We start from the raw sequence: 13,259 nt of genomic DNA, 5'->3' as shown, positions 1-13,259 counted from the left end.
CGATGTGTTCAAAGGGCTGATCATGAGTATCAAACCCGAGTCTCTCCTTATCTCCTTCGTCGCGGTGAGCGCGGGCACAGCGGTTGCTTCGTTATCCGGTCCTGTAAACTGGAGCCGTTATGTGCTCACGCTTCTGGGGATGATGCTCATGCAGGCCGGCGCGAATGTACTGAACGACTACTTCGACTATAAGAATGACGTCGACACGTCGCACGTGCCAGGGAGCTTCGGTACCGGTGGTCGAGCAATAGCGCGAAATCTGCTCTCGCCGGCTCAGGTACTAGCCGTAGGTCTCGCGCTCTACGCTTTTGCGTTGCCGATCGGCATCTATCTCACCGTCAAGGCAGGACTGCCTGTCCTCATCCTCGGGCTGCTCGGTTTTTTTGTGGGCTTCTTCTACACGGGTGGCCCTATTGGCTTCAAATACTATGCACTCGGCGAGCCCGCGGTCTTTCTTGTATGGGGACCGCTTATGGTCAGTGGTACCTATTATGTGCAGCGCAGTGAATTTTCCGGTCAGGCAGCGTGGATATCCATTCCTATCGGTATTCTGGTAGCCCTTATACTCTTCGCGAACAACATAAGAGACTTGACCTCTGACACATGCGCAAAGGTTCGCACTATAGCGACCATCCTGGGAAAGCAAGGGGCGGTAAGGCTTTACGGGATGCTTATCTTCGCTTCGTACGCCATTACACTCTTGCTGATTGTTGCCGGGCAGTTGAGTCTCTGGGGTCTGCTCACGCTCATATCTCTTCCGCTCGCCCTTAAACTCATCAAACAGATGCAGGTTGCTGTTCTTCCTGATGCAGATGCAAGGACGGCGCAGCTCAACACGATATACGGCTTGCTCCTTGTGCTTTCACTGGTACTGCAAAGGCTTTTCTCGTGACACCCCTTCAAAGGGTGCTGGTCACAATCCCCGCCGCCTTCCTGCTCTGGTTTCTCACTTTTGCCGTCCATCGTGGTAATTTCTGGCTCAAACTCTCCTGCTCGGCTCTCCTGCTCGCCCTCCTTGCTCTCAAGTCTCTGCTCAAAAGGGAAGAGAAACTCTTCCATGTCAGAGTGCGATTTGTCGTTGTAGGTATCTTGTCAGCGGTCCTTCTCTATGCGATTTTTTGGTTGGGGCGGGAGATATCCACAGCCCTGTTCCCATTTGCATCACGGGAGATCGGCAACGTTTATGTGACCAAAGCTGAACTCAACCCTGCTGCTATAGGGTTACTGCTCTTTTTCATTATGGGACCTGCGGAAGAGATTTACTGGAGGGGGTTTGTTCAAAAGACCTTGAGCCGCCGTCTGGGCCGAACGACAGGCCTGCTTATCACTTCAGCCGTCTATGCGCTCATCCACATATTCGCGTTCAATTTTATGCTGTTCGTAGCTGCAGCTGTCTGCGGCCTGTTCTGGGGACTTCTTTATCTGCGCGAGGGAAGCCTTGTGCCTGTTATGCTCTCTCACGCCCTGTGGGACTTGATGACGTTCGTCCTCTTCCCCTTCAACTGATCCCAACTCGACAAGAGAAAAAATATTTTGCTCCTTCATCTATCGGCTGTCATCGCTTGTAGTAACTCATTGCTTCAGGCATCAGAGCTTCGATCTGTTTGATCCTGGTCTCCGGTGCAGGATGTGTTGACAAGAATTCCGAAGGCCGGCTGCCGCCGGACGCAGCCATTCTCTTCCAGAAAGGCACCGCCTGCCTGGGATCGTAACCGGCCTTTGCCATCAGGATAAGGCCGATGTGGTCTGCTTCCGACTCCTGGAGCCTGCTGTAGGGAAGCATGAACGCCACGTTCGTGCCCGCGTTGTACGCCTGGAGAAAAAGATCCTTGGTGGCAGCAGCTTGGGTTGAAAGAGCGACCGAGAGCGCAGCGCCTCCCATCTGCTGAATAAGACCTTCGCTGACCCGTTCGTTGCCATGCTTGGCCACAGCATGAGCTATCTCATGTCCCATGACGACAGCAAGCCCTGTCTCATCGCGCGCGACCGGGAGAAGACCGGTGTAAACAGCTACTTTCCCGCCCGGCATGCACCAAGCATTAACGGTCTTGTCATCCTCAATGAGGTTGAACTCCCACTTGTAGGTACTCACCTCTGCTCCCATTCCGCGTTGTTTCAACAGGTCCCCGGTCGCCCACGCTATCCTGGAACCTACGTTCCTTACCATTTGAACTTTCTGCTGGTCCTGGGAAAGTTTGGATTTGTGCAGCACGTCCTGATACTGCTGCAAACTCAGCGTGACCAATTCCGTGTCAGAGACCAGGTGGAGCGATTGTCGTCCAGTCAAAGGCACAGTCTCACAGGAAACGAGAATACCGAAGACTGCCAGGATGGCGCAGACAGCAACGAGCGGAAATCTCTTTTTTCCCGGGATGTGCAGCATCATTTCCTCCCGACCAAGAGTTACAAGCCTCACCATCGCATTCTACTTCTCAACGGCTTGCAAGCGGAAAGGCAGTATAGGATCAACCTTCGGGTCACCTGCTTACAAAAAGGGCCGGCCCAGGAAACCCATCGCCGGCCCTCTATGAAAGGAAATCGTCTTACGCCTTTGCCAAAGCTGCGTCTCTTGCTGCTATAGATCTGCTCACAAAGGTCAGCAGCGCGGCTATTATGAGAACCGCGATGATTATGAAGAACGTCAGAGTATCAGAGCCTGTGGCGTCCTTAATACGACCGTTCACCCACGGCATGATGAGGCCTGCAATACCCCAAGCGGTGAAGACGAAGCCGTAATTCACGCCGAAGTTCTTGAGCCCGAAATAATCTTTGGTTGCAGAAGGAAAGAGCGACAGGTTTGACCCGTAGTTGGCCCCGATAAGCAGCACGATGAGCAGCACAATAGGCCACTCCGCACCGCCTTTCAGCAAATAGAGCACGAAGAGTACTATGGCCTGCAGGATAAGAAATCCGAACATCGTCCACTGGCGGCCCATCTTGTCGGAAATGATACCCGCGACAATACGGCCACTCGCATTTCCGACCGCCAGGACTGCTACAGCCACGAAGGCGAGTTCTCCGAGAGACTTTTTCCCGAGATCCTGCGCGACGCTGATGAAAGTCAGTCCGGCAGAAGCACCGGCAAAGTAGATAAGCCAGAGAATGTAGAATTGTCCTGTGGAGAGCATCTCTTTCCAACCCCGATCTACTGAAGCTTTAGCTGCGGCGCTTCCTTTTGCCGGGGTACCGGCCGGCACGTATCCTTTAGGGGGATCCTTCAACCACTGCGACAGGATCACCACTATGACAAGAAATGCAATACCAAACACCAGCATGGTGCTGGAGACTCCCTTTTCAACAACCTGTTTGACAGCGCCGGCGGGATCAGTTTTTGTTATAACAGTCCCGAACGAACTCAGCAGTTGCGTAGCAAGAGGTGCTATGTAGACTGACGCAAGCCCAAAACCCGCAACTACGAGTCCTGCGATGAGTCCTGTCTTTTGGGGAGGAAACCATTTCACTGCCGGAGGCGTCGCCGACGCATACCCGAAACCTATCCCGGTGCCCGCCAAGACACCAAACCCTGCGACAAAACCGGCAAGCGAGGAACCTGCAAGAGCCGCAATAATAAAACCGACACCGACCAGAATGCCGCCGATAGTCGAGACCCAGCGCGGGCCGATTTTATCCTGCAGCCTGCCGGCAGGCACCATGGCCAGTGCAAAGATCAGACACGCGACGGAGTATGGGAGAGCCTTGTCCGCATTGCTCCAGCCCCACGAGTCAGGAATGCCGCCCTTAATGACACTCCACGCATAGAGGATACCGAGTGCAAGGTTGACACCCATTCCACAAAATGTGACGGTCCAGCCTTTCGATTCCTGTTGTTCAGTCATCTGCCGCGTCTCCTGTCCCCATTTTTTTACTTGTGACTTAATTCACAAAACTAGCACAGGCAGACAGAATGTGTCAAACAATTTCCGATACCCTTGCGTGATTTTCAAAGCCCTTACTGCATCTGCCAGCTTTTTTGCACGCACATCACCTCAATTGTTGCTTACTCACATGCCATCGCTTATAATGGGTTAAGGATGGGTTAAGATGGTAGAGCTTATGCAGGGTAATGCCCTGTAAACAAGGATTCGTGTGCAGCGAATGGAAGTTGATGAAAAAAAGACAGAATTGCGCGACCACTTGCTGGGCAGAAGCAAGGAAGGTTTGTTGTCGTGGGCAGATCAAAGAACTGCGGCGGAACTGTACGGTATGAGCCTGAGTCAGGTCGAGGAGGTCGCACTGGAAGCCGGTCTGTTGCCCACTCGTTACCAACGCAACCGCAAGACATTATCAATCGAAGATCAACTGAAGCTTTTGCGCGGCACGGTGGCGATCATTGGGTGCGGAGGACTGGGCGGCTATATTGTAGAGGAATTGGCCCGGATTGGTGTAGGTCAGTTGAGGGCCATTGATCCTGATGTGTTCGAGGAGCACAACCTCAACCGTCAACTCATGTCGTCGATCGCGGCACTGGGGCAGCCAAAAGTTGAAGCTGCTTCAGCCAGAGTAGCGCAAATAAATCCCGCTGTTGAGGTCCTTGCCGTGAGGGACCGTTTCTCCAGAGAGAATGGCAGGCCATTCCTTGGTGGCGTCAGCGTCGCGGTTGATGCCCTGGATAACATAATCACCCGGCTGGAATTGGCAGAGGTCTGTTCCGACCTCGGCGTCCCCCTGGTCCACGGTTCAATTGCAGGATGGTACGGCCAGATCGTCACTCAGTTGCCGGGAGAAAGCACGTTGCAGGCAATTTACGGACGCTGCGCTGAAGGAGTAGGTGTTGAGAAGCATCTTGGTAATCCCTCGTTTACCCCGGCGGTTGTCGCAAGCCTCCAGGTCGCAGAGGTCTGCAAGATCCTTTTGGGGCGCGGCACATCAGTGACCGGTGCAATGCTTACGATCAATCTTCTGGACATGCAGTTCAGTAAGTTCAAGATAAAGTGCTGATGCAGAGGCAAAATCCAAATCCTAATGTCTAAATCCGAAACAAATCCCAATTTTCAAAAACTCGAAGCAAATGCTCCCAAGTCCCGGCACACCTCCCATGGATCACTTCAGTGCGGTACTTTGAGAATCGTTTGGAATTTGGTGCTCAGAATTTGAGATTTGATTTTAGTGGTGGAGGTACATCATGTCCGATTACGATGACGACGAGAGACCCAGTTGGCGGGAAATCGACAAGAAGCGAGACCGCAGTTCGCACGTGAGACAGGAGAAGAAAGAGCGCAGCGGCGGGGCAAGGCCGGGCGCGGACCGGTATGAACAGGGTCGTTATAAACAAGCCCTTGAGAAGCTCTTCCAGGGAAAGAAGGGTACCCTGGAGTACCAAAAGCTTCACAACGCCATCCATAAATCCTATGGTTCATCCACGTTCCTCGCTCACGTCCAGAAATTCATCAAGGCCTATGGTTTGCCGCAAGATGTCTCAACGCTCCTGCTTATCCTGGATACAAAGGATCCCGACACTATGCTGATGACGATTGATAAATTAAAGGAGGTCGCTGCCAGTGCCACCGCGAGAGAAAAGGAAGATATCAAGCGAAAACTCTCCATTCTCAGCATGACGGACAGATCGGGTGATGTGAAGGAGCGGGCTCACGAGGTTGCCGAGGAGTTAAAATCGCTCTCATGAAGTCGTAGACCATTAGCCCCTGCCCTTTTGCAGTAGGCTGCGGGCGTCAGCCGTATGCTGTTTTCTAATGGTCTTCTTTAAGATAGCCTTTGGGTGTGCGTGTTGCCGGGAGCTTCTCCGACTCAGCTTTCATACGCTCTACCAGAGAACCAGCTTTCCTGAATGACAAAATAACATCGGCTGATTCCAAAGGGGCTCTCGGATTAACAGCCGAGTTTACGGCCTTTACCTTCACAGTGTGCGCCCCGTCCGCGATATCCCCAAGATCGCATCTGAGGCGCGAGGTGCCATCCGGAAACCGCTCCGGGAGCACATCCCGGGAGATTCCATCGAGCACCACCACGAATTTTGTCGGCTGCAGTTCGCTTGCCGAATACTGATCGGACAGCAGCACCGGGCCGGCGCACAGCCACGCCGGAGCAAAAAGCGGAATGACGAGGCTCGCGAGGAGCAGATTATATCGCATCAAGGACACCGTTTATCATAGCATATGCACGCTGACATTAAAGCGCCAGCTCCGCGAGCAACCTGAACCCGGTGTCAGGCTGAGCAACAGCAGCGCCCGTCCCCGGAAGAACGGGCGCTGCATCAGAACGGAGCAGATGTCACATGCCTCACAACCGTACTTATTGTTTCTTGAACTCCTTTTCCATGGCCTCCTTCGCAGGCTTCACGTAGATGTCCCTTAGTTTGGGCTTCTCGATCTTCCCTGCCGGATTGCGGGGGATATCCGAATAGACCATCTTTTCAGGCCATTTGTATTTGGCGAGACCTTTCTCCTTGACGAAGTCGATCACTTCCTGGTCGGTCAGGGCCTGGCCCGGCTTTGTCTGGATAATCGCCATCACTATCTCGACAAGCCTCGGGTGGGGATAACCAAGCACGGCAATGTCCTGGACCTTGGGGTGTTTTCTCAAGCAGTCCTCAATCTCCGCCGGGAATATATTCTCACCGCCCCTGATGATGAGATCCTTTGCCCTGTCTGCGAAGAAGATGTAGCCCTCCTCGTCTATGTACGCAAGATCACCCGTGTGCAGCCAGCCATCAGTGATCGTCTTTGCAGTCATCTCGGGATTATACGCATATTCCTTCATGAGCCTCGGGCCCTTCATCAGGAGCTCGCCAACTTCATTAGGCTTGCATTCCTTCCCTTCCCCGTCCACAACTTTTGCTTCCATGAAGACTGTCGCTTTGCCTATTGAACCGGGTTTCCGCATGATGTCTTCGTCATAGCAGTTGGTAAGACCACCACCACCGCCTTCGGTGATACCGTAAATATTAGCAATGGGCAGATTCGGAAAGATCTTTTTCGAATCTTCGAGCAACACATAAGGAACAGGCTGCGCACCGATCTCTATGTGCCTGAGAGCCGACAGGTCATAATCCTTGAGGTTGACCGCACCCGATTTTATGGCATTCAGCACGTCCGACCACGTGGGAACGGTGTTCCAGCCGCCCGTGCACTTCTCATCCGCAAGACTCCTCAGATAGAATTCCGGTTGTATCTCCATGGCCATCAGGATTTTCCCTGCGGCGATGAAGCAAGGGAAAGAGAGAAAAAGGGTCCCGCTGTGGTAGAAAGGATGCGGAGCCAGGTACACGCTGTTATACCCGAGGTTGTACGTCAGGGCGTTACCAATACCGATGTAGAAGAGTGTCTCATGTGTGTGGCACACCGGCTTCGGTGCGCCCGTTGTGCCTGATGTGAACATGAGTTCAGCCATGTCGTCATCTTTCGTGTCAACCAGCACATTAGCCGTATCACCTTTCTCCAGGACCTGCTTATATGAGGCCATGCTTGCCGGCACATTCTCACCGACGCATATGTATTGCTTCACATAGCTCATCTCTTTCATAATGGGCTCTACGCGCGAAACAAACCCGTCGCCCAGAATGAAGACCTTGCTCTTTGTTACGTCGCACGCATACTTAATGTCGCTCGACGCAAAACGGAAATTGAGCGGGCTGATGACGGCACCCGCTTTCAGAACCGCCATATAGGTGACGTACCATTCGAGGCTGTTGAGCATCAGGTGCTGGACGACGTCCCCCTTCTTGATCCCGCAGTCCTTGATGAGATAATTTGCCACTTTGTTCGTCTGATCATTGAGATCCTTCCAGGTGAGAGCCCTCCTGGCCTTCTTTGAAGGGTAACTCTCGATGAGAAACTCGCGGTTAGGAAACTTACTTGCATTCAGCCAGCAAAACCGTGCAAAATTCATACGCCCCCTCCCTGTAACTGTTTATTTTTTTTAATATATTGACTGCAAAATTTAACCCATGATAGATTGAAAATATGGCTTTGTCAACGTAAAAAATTTTTTTCACAAAACCGGAGGGGCACGATGGGTAATGTATACATTCATATAGGCGAAATACTGGCACGAAACGCTCGAATGTATCCAAATGACGTGGCGCTGGTCGAACGCATTCCCGCCGAAAAGAAGAGGTTTCAGATTACCTGGAGGGAGTTTGACGAGGGCGCAAATCGCTTCGCGAATGTGCTCGCGAAGAAGGGCATTCGAAAAGGCGACAAGGTCGTTCATTGGATGAACAATTCAATCAACTGGCTGATTGCTTACTTTGGCATTGTGCGGACCGGAGCGTGGGTGGTGCCCCTCAACTTCCGCTTTACAGGAGCCGATCTCAAGTACTGCTGCGATGTCGCAGAGCCGAAGCTCCTGGTGTTCGATCAGGATTTCACATCGAAAATAGAAGAAGTCCGCAAAGAACTTCCCGCAAAGGATTATATCTGCCTGGGCGAAAAAATCCCGCAGTTCGCCGAGTCGTTCACGACCCTTATCAATAGTGCATCCAGCACACCGCTTGACATCGAGATCGGTTTTGACGATCCCTGCGGTCTCTATTTTACATCCGGCACCACGGGACAGCCGAAGCCGATACTTCTGACCCACAAGAACATGGTCTGCGCCTGTATCACTGAAAATGCCCACCATTACCAGAAGCGCGAAGACAACTTTATTCTTATCCCGCCGCTGTATCATACAGGCGCAAAAATGCACTGGTTCGGGAGTTTCATCGTGGGCAGCAAAGCGGTCATTCTCAAAGGTGTATCGCCTGAATGGGTTCTGGAAGCGGTCAATGAGGAGGGCGGCACAATAGTCTGGCTCCTGGTTCCGTGGGCGCAGGATATACTTCTTAAGCTGGACAGCGGCGAGCTCAAGAAGGAGAATTACAAGCTTGACCAGTGGCGTTTGATGCACATCGGGGCGCAGCCTGTACCGCCGAGCCTGATCATGCACTGGAAAAAGTATTTTCCTGCCATGCAGTACGACACGGACTACGGCCTGAGTGAATCGACAGGTCCCGGCTGTGTACATCTTGGAATCGAGAATACGCATAAAGTCGGGGCGATCGGCGTGCCCGGATTCAACTGGGAGGCTCGCATCGTTGATGAAAACGGGCGTGATGTGTCGAAGGGTGAGCCGGGAGAACTCATCGTGCGCGGAGACGGCGTAATGAGGGAATACTACAAAAATCCGGAGGCCACGGCAAGAACCTTGAGAGACGGGTGGCTGTACACCGGTGACATGGTCCGCATGGACGACGAAGGCTTCATCTGGATCGTCGATCGGAAGAAGGACGTGATTATAACAGGAGGCGAAAATGTCTTCCCTGTTGAAGTGGAGGATTTCCTGCACGCACACCCCGCAGTCAAGGATGTGGCGGCAATAGGCCTGCCGGACGAGCGTCTGGGAGAAATCGTCGTGGTGATCATAGACGTAGTTCCCGGAAAGAGTCTTACCGAGGAGGAAGTGATCAAATTCTCCGAAGGCTTGCCGAAGTACAAACGGCCAAGAAAGATTGTCTTCGGCGAAGTTCCCCGTAATCCCACGGGTAAAATTGAGAAGCCCAAGCTGAGAAAGCTGTACGGAGGCTCAGAAGAAGCTTTCAAGATGAAATAACATGAAATGATATCGACCGTTGGTTGACAAGTCAGTGGCCGATGAGTGGTGACCAGTGCACAAAAAACATTTTCCTTCACCGCTGGAAGAAACGATCAAATACACATTCAAGAACAGGTCCCTTCTCGACCATGCGATAACGCATACCTCTTCACTGAAAGAGGAGGAGCAGCGCGCGAAATCCGACAATGAAAAGCTGGAATACCTCGGGGACGCCATTCTCAACGCGGTGATCAGCATCCTTCTCTACAGAAAGTATAGAGACAGGAATGAGGGCTTTCTCAGCAATGCGCGCTCTGTGCTCGTCAAGAGAGACGCCCTGACGGAGATTGCGCGTGACCTCGAACTGGAAAACCACATGGCCTTCGGCAATGGGAAGTCCCGCGTGCCGAAAGATTCAAAGGTTCTTTCCAACATGGTCGAGGCGCTCATCGGCGCTGTGTACATGGACGGCGGTTTCCGCGTTGCGACACGCATCATACGACAGCTCTTTCATCAATACTTTGACGAGGAAAAACTTCAGACCAAGAATCCCAAAAATGAACTCCAGGAATACTCTCAAAAACGATGGGGCGTGCTCCCGCGGTACCGCCTCACGAGAAAAATGCAGGATGGCTTCAGCATTTACGTCTACGTGAGCAAGACACTCAAAGCCAGGGGCATCGGCAAAAGCAAGAGAGAAGCAGAACGGCACGCTGCCGAAGCCTTGCTGAAAGAGATAAAGCGGCGATCGTGATCGTGCCCGTCTTTCTGCCGCATCTTGGATGCCGACAGAAGTGCATCTATTGTAATCAACATCATATTACGGGGGAGACAAGCAGCCGGGGCACAGAAGAGAGCATCCGCAGGGCTCTCGATCCTGTCAGTGAACCGGTTGAAGTAGCGATCTACGGAGGCAATCCTTTCGGTCTCGGGCCGGACGGGTTGGCCCGTCTCTTCGGTTCCTTCAGAGAATATCGAAAAAAGATAAAAACCATACGCCTGTCGACCGAACCAATCAAGCCGGACATGCAGGTCATCGACCTCTTGCGCGCCCACAATGTGACAACGGTAGAACTGGGGATTCCCGTCTTCTCAGATGAGAAGCTGCGCGCCCTTGGCAGACGTCATACGGTCAGGGACCTGTACGATACCTACGAGGTTCTCACCGGTGCGGGCTTTACGGTAGGCATCCAGGTAATGGTAGGGCTGCCCGAAGAGACAACTCAGGATATACGCTCGACCGTCGAGCATCTGCTGCGTCTCGAGCCTGCCTTTATCCGGATCTACCCGCTTGTCGTGTTGCGGGATACGCCGCTCTGTGCAGCGTTTCATGAAAAGCGATTCACTCCCTTAAGCCTCGAAGAGGCTGTTCTCAGGGCGCTGTTCATCTATCTGCACGCGGTGACCCATTCCGTAAAGGTAATAAAGATGGGTCTCACAGGAAACGAGTTTCTGAAAAGCGAGATCGTGGCCGGTCCTTATCATCCTGCGTTCGGCTATCTCGTGCGCTCAGAAGCTTTTTTTCTCGCAATACTCAAGGTCTGCAAGGAACACTGGCTTTCCGGCACGGTCACGGTCTTAATCAGCAAAAAGGATGTACCTCACCTGATCGGGCATCGCCGCTTCAACATCAAGAGATTCGAAGAACAGTCACTTCACGTTGATTGGCGTGAGACCGATCTCTCTCCCGGCGAGTTTTTGGTCTGTATTCCAGAGAGAATGTCTGGAGCCAATGTCCGTTCGCGTGGACGACCCAGCCTTCGGCCGGGTACCCCGGGCGGCAGCGAGGAGCCGACGCAGCCGTACCTTACGGTACGGCGAGGAGAGCGACGTAGCGACAACGAAGGTATACGCGTGAAGGGACATTGGCTCCAGGATGCTATTTCCATGCTTCCCTTTTGAGACCACTAACCCCTTCATAAACGATCTCACTCTGCAGCGATTCCGAAATGATCTCCTTGAGCAGGCACTTTCGCTCAGGCCGCGGCAAAAGCCCCTCTGTAATCTTCGTAAAGAAGCGGAGACGATCACCAATCGGAATCCTCTGAGGTATGGTGGTGTTGAGCTGCACCAGCATTCTCTTGATGGCCGCATCGTCAAAGCCGGAAAAATTCAGATCTTCCACGTCAAGAAAAAGAAAAGAGCCCTTCTGCAGCACGAATATGTTGCATGCCTTCAAGTCCGCGTGGAATATCTTTTTTTTCAGGACCGATACAAAGAACAATGAAAGGCGGCCGATAAAAGCGCGCCTCGCAGGAACCTCCATACCGTCATAGTTTCTGTCCAGGAACCGGTCGAGTTCCTCGCCCTTCCCTGTCAGGTCCTCCATTGCTATGTAACCCGGCCCTGATGTGGACGGCCCTTCCACATAGTAAGGCCGCGGGGTTATGAAAAATCGCATGTACTCCAGGATTACGTGGTGCTTCCAGGCACGGTGCAACCTCCGTCTATGGACATAGGTCTTGCGCAGATGATCAGCGTAGCGCTCGACCTTCACCTTCTTATCCTTCTTGATCGTCGCAAGGTAGGCACCATGTATCTCCCCGTCCACGCTCCTCACGGTGATCCGATTTCCGGAACGCTCAAGCAGTGACGTCGTCCTGAATGCCCGTTCGGCCTTTCTCTCCACCCAGCGCTGCCTGAGACGCGCCAGTTCCTTCTCAACCGGGACCCTGAGCGCATCGCCGCCATACTGCTTGAAAAACCATTCCTTCTCCCTCTCATCCATGCTCTCATAGAGAATAGCAAGGGCATGGGAAACATTCGAAACATCGTCCCCCACTGTGAAATTCTTTTTGAAGGCACCTTTGTGGAGATCCACGAGATAGATTTCATCCGATGATGCAATCATGTTCGCGAGATGCAGATCGTTGTGACGGAAACCCGCTGATTTCAGCCGTGCAAGAAGCGTGACGAGGGATACGAGAAGCTGTTCTCTCTTGTTTCTGTTCTCCACCCAGTCGAGAAGGGGCACCCCCTCTATCCATTCCTGGACTAAGTAAGATCCCTGTGGTGCCACACCGTACCCTAGCGGTTTCGGCGTGGGTATCGACAGTGAGCGAAGCTTCTTGCTCAGCTCGTACTCTTTTTTTCCTCTTGGAAGGATACGGTTCCTGATCTGACCGGAGAGACCTTTCTCCCTGAAGAATTTTATGAAGACTTTTCCATGCTCGTATTCCCTGACCAGGTGAACCCGTCTTTGCGCCGGCTCGTATGCGAGCTCTTGCACCACGCGCTCGAGTGGCTCATCCTCAAGAAACCATGTTATGCCCGATGTTCTAAAGATGTGCAAGATTCTTCCTTTGGTACTATAGCAAAGGGCAGAGAACGGAGTCAACGCATGGGCAGGAGCGGTACGCGTTCATTCGATCGCTTCATAGAAATGCACTGTCGGTTGGCCGTCGAGAAGGAGTGCTGCACGCCTCCCTGCCTCGGCATGGGCAGGGGTCTTACCCATGGCAACAAAGGTTTCCTGGCTTTCGTGCTCCATAATGGCAGCGTACGAGCCGTCCTTCGTGGACTTCAAAAGCCGGCGACCAATAAAGCCCTTGCAGTTGGCAAATTCCTTATTTGTCCAGACAAACCACTCTCTGAACTCCTCGTCTTTCCCTTCCCTGACAGGTGGAAAATTGACAATCACAACAAACATCAGAAATTCTCCTTTCCTTGCGTGAGGCACTGAGAGCCTGAGTCAGCGTTCCCTTACGGCTCTCTGCCCAGCGTTGGTG

At 52.7% G+C, this 13,259-nt stretch carries 13 protein-coding genes; 7 read left to right on the top strand and 6 right to left on the bottom strand.

What is annotated here, in order from left to right:
* The first annotated feature begins 4 nt into the window (after positions 1 to 4).
* Positions 5 to 892: a 1,4-dihydroxy-2-naphthoate octaprenyltransferase gene (gene menA, locus VMT71_14350; protein ID HVN25151.1), complete on the top strand. Its 888-nt coding sequence runs from the start codon at positions 5 to 7 to the stop codon at positions 890 to 892.
* The gene (locus VMT71_14345) at positions 889 to 1,506 is read left to right on the top strand and encodes a CPBP family intramembrane glutamic endopeptidase (GenBank protein ID HVN25150.1); all 618 of its coding nucleotides are present in this window, start codon (positions 889 to 891) and stop codon (positions 1,504 to 1,506) included. The genes menA and VMT71_14345 overlap by 4 nt, the downstream gene beginning before the upstream one ends.
* 49 nt (positions 1,507 to 1,555) lie before the next feature.
* Here VMT71_14345 and VMT71_14340 read toward each other — a convergent pair whose 3' ends face one another.
* Positions 1,556 to 2,419, bottom strand: coding sequence for a M48 family metallopeptidase (locus tag VMT71_14340; protein HVN25149.1), 864 nt, complete (start codon positions 2,417 to 2,419; stop codon positions 1,556 to 1,558).
* A 124-nt stretch (positions 2,420 to 2,543) separates the two neighbouring features.
* On the bottom strand, positions 2,544 to 3,836 hold the full coding sequence (locus VMT71_14335) for an OFA family MFS transporter (protein ID HVN25148.1): 1,293 nt from the start codon (positions 3,834 to 3,836) through the stop codon (positions 2,544 to 2,546).
* Between the two features lie 259 nt (positions 3,837 to 4,095).
* Here VMT71_14335 and VMT71_14330 point away from each other — a divergent pair, with 259 nt between their 5' ends.
* Together VMT71_14330 and VMT71_14325 are read left to right on the top strand one after the other, a co-directional pair.
* Entirely contained in the window at positions 4,096 to 4,938 is an 843-nt protein-coding gene (locus VMT71_14330; GenBank protein HVN25147.1) for a HesA/MoeB/ThiF family protein, read from the top strand.
* 184 nt (positions 4,939 to 5,122) lie between these two features.
* A complete protein-coding gene (locus VMT71_14325) occupies positions 5,123 to 5,623 on the top strand; it encodes a hypothetical protein (protein HVN25146.1) in 501 nt (166 codons plus the stop codon).
* A 64-nt stretch (positions 5,624 to 5,687) separates the two neighbouring features.
* On the opposite strand, the gene VMT71_14320 is transcribed toward VMT71_14325, so the two are convergent.
* Positions 5,688 to 6,089, bottom strand: coding sequence for a hypothetical protein (locus tag VMT71_14320; protein ID HVN25145.1), 402 nt, complete (start codon positions 6,087 to 6,089; stop codon positions 5,688 to 5,690).
* Between the two features lie 160 nt (positions 6,090 to 6,249).
* On the bottom strand, positions 6,250 to 7,845 hold the full coding sequence (locus tag VMT71_14315) for a class I adenylate-forming enzyme family protein (GenBank protein ID HVN25144.1): 1,596 nt from the start codon (positions 7,843 to 7,845) through the stop codon (positions 6,250 to 6,252).
* A gap of 123 nt (positions 7,846 to 7,968) precedes the next feature.
* On the opposite strand from VMT71_14315, the gene VMT71_14310 reads away from it, so the two are divergent.
* From VMT71_14310 to VMT71_14300, 3 genes are read left to right on the top strand one after another with little or no spacing between them, the layout of a single operon-like run.
* Positions 7,969 to 9,549 carry a class I adenylate-forming enzyme family protein gene (locus tag VMT71_14310; protein HVN25143.1) on the top strand — a complete coding sequence of 527 codons (1,581 nt, stop codon included), beginning with the start codon at positions 7,969 to 7,971 and terminating at the stop codon, positions 9,547 to 9,549.
* Positions 9,550 to 9,604: 55 nt separating this feature from the next.
* A complete protein-coding gene (gene rnc, locus VMT71_14305) occupies positions 9,605 to 10,285 on the top strand; it encodes a ribonuclease III (GenBank protein ID HVN25142.1) in 681 nt (226 codons plus the stop codon).
* Entirely contained in the window at positions 10,282 to 11,433 is a 1,152-nt protein-coding gene (locus tag VMT71_14300; GenBank protein HVN25141.1) for a radical SAM protein, read from the top strand. Before rnc ends, VMT71_14300 begins: the two co-directional genes overlap by 4 nt.
* Here the strand turns inward: VMT71_14300 and VMT71_14295 are convergent.
* Positions 11,411 to 12,823: a lipopolysaccharide kinase InaA family protein gene (locus tag VMT71_14295; protein ID HVN25140.1), complete on the bottom strand. Its 1,413-nt coding sequence runs from the start codon at positions 12,821 to 12,823 to the stop codon at positions 11,411 to 11,413. The two genes, VMT71_14300 and VMT71_14295, sit on opposite strands and share 23 nt — an antisense overlap.
* A 69-nt stretch (positions 12,824 to 12,892) precedes the next feature.
* On the bottom strand, positions 12,893 to 13,180 hold the full coding sequence (locus VMT71_14290) for an antibiotic biosynthesis monooxygenase (protein HVN25139.1): 288 nt from the start codon (positions 13,178 to 13,180) through the stop codon (positions 12,893 to 12,895).
* Positions 13,181 to 13,259: the final 79 nt, after the last annotated feature.

It is taken from the genome of Syntrophorhabdales bacterium, from assembly GCA_035541455.1.
In the GTDB taxonomy this organism is placed as follows: Bacteria; Desulfobacterota; Syntrophorhabdia; order Syntrophorhabdales; family WCHB1-27; genus JADGQN01.
Note: the sequence above shows the minus strand (reverse complement) of the source record. Positions and strands in the feature narration are given on the sequence as shown.

Coding starts and splice junctions, on each gene's coding strand:
- VMT71_14335 (HVN25148.1), bottom strand. CDS start 3,836: ATGACTGAACAACAGGAATCGAAAGGCTGGACCGTCACATTTTGTGGA.
- VMT71_14320 (HVN25145.1), bottom strand. CDS start 6,089: ATGCGATATAATCTGCTCCTCGCGAGCCTCGTCATTCCGCTTTTTGCT.
- VMT71_14290 (HVN25139.1), bottom strand. CDS start 13,180: ATGTTTGTTGTGATTGTCAATTTTCCACCTGTCAGGGAAGGGAAAGAC.
- VMT71_14330 (HVN25147.1), top strand. CDS start 4,096: ATGGAAGTTGATGAAAAAAAGACAGAATTGCGCGACCACTTGCTGGGC.
- VMT71_14310 (HVN25143.1), top strand. CDS start 7,969: ATGGGTAATGTATACATTCATATAGGCGAAATACTGGCACGAAACGCT.
- VMT71_14340 (HVN25149.1), bottom strand. CDS start 2,419: ATGGTGAGGCTTGTAACTCTTGGTCGGGAGGAAATGATGCTGCACATC.
- VMT71_14315 (HVN25144.1), bottom strand. CDS start 7,845: ATGAATTTTGCACGGTTTTGCTGGCTGAATGCAAGTAAGTTTCCTAAC.
- VMT71_14325 (HVN25146.1), top strand. CDS start 5,123: ATGTCCGATTACGATGACGACGAGAGACCCAGTTGGCGGGAAATCGAC.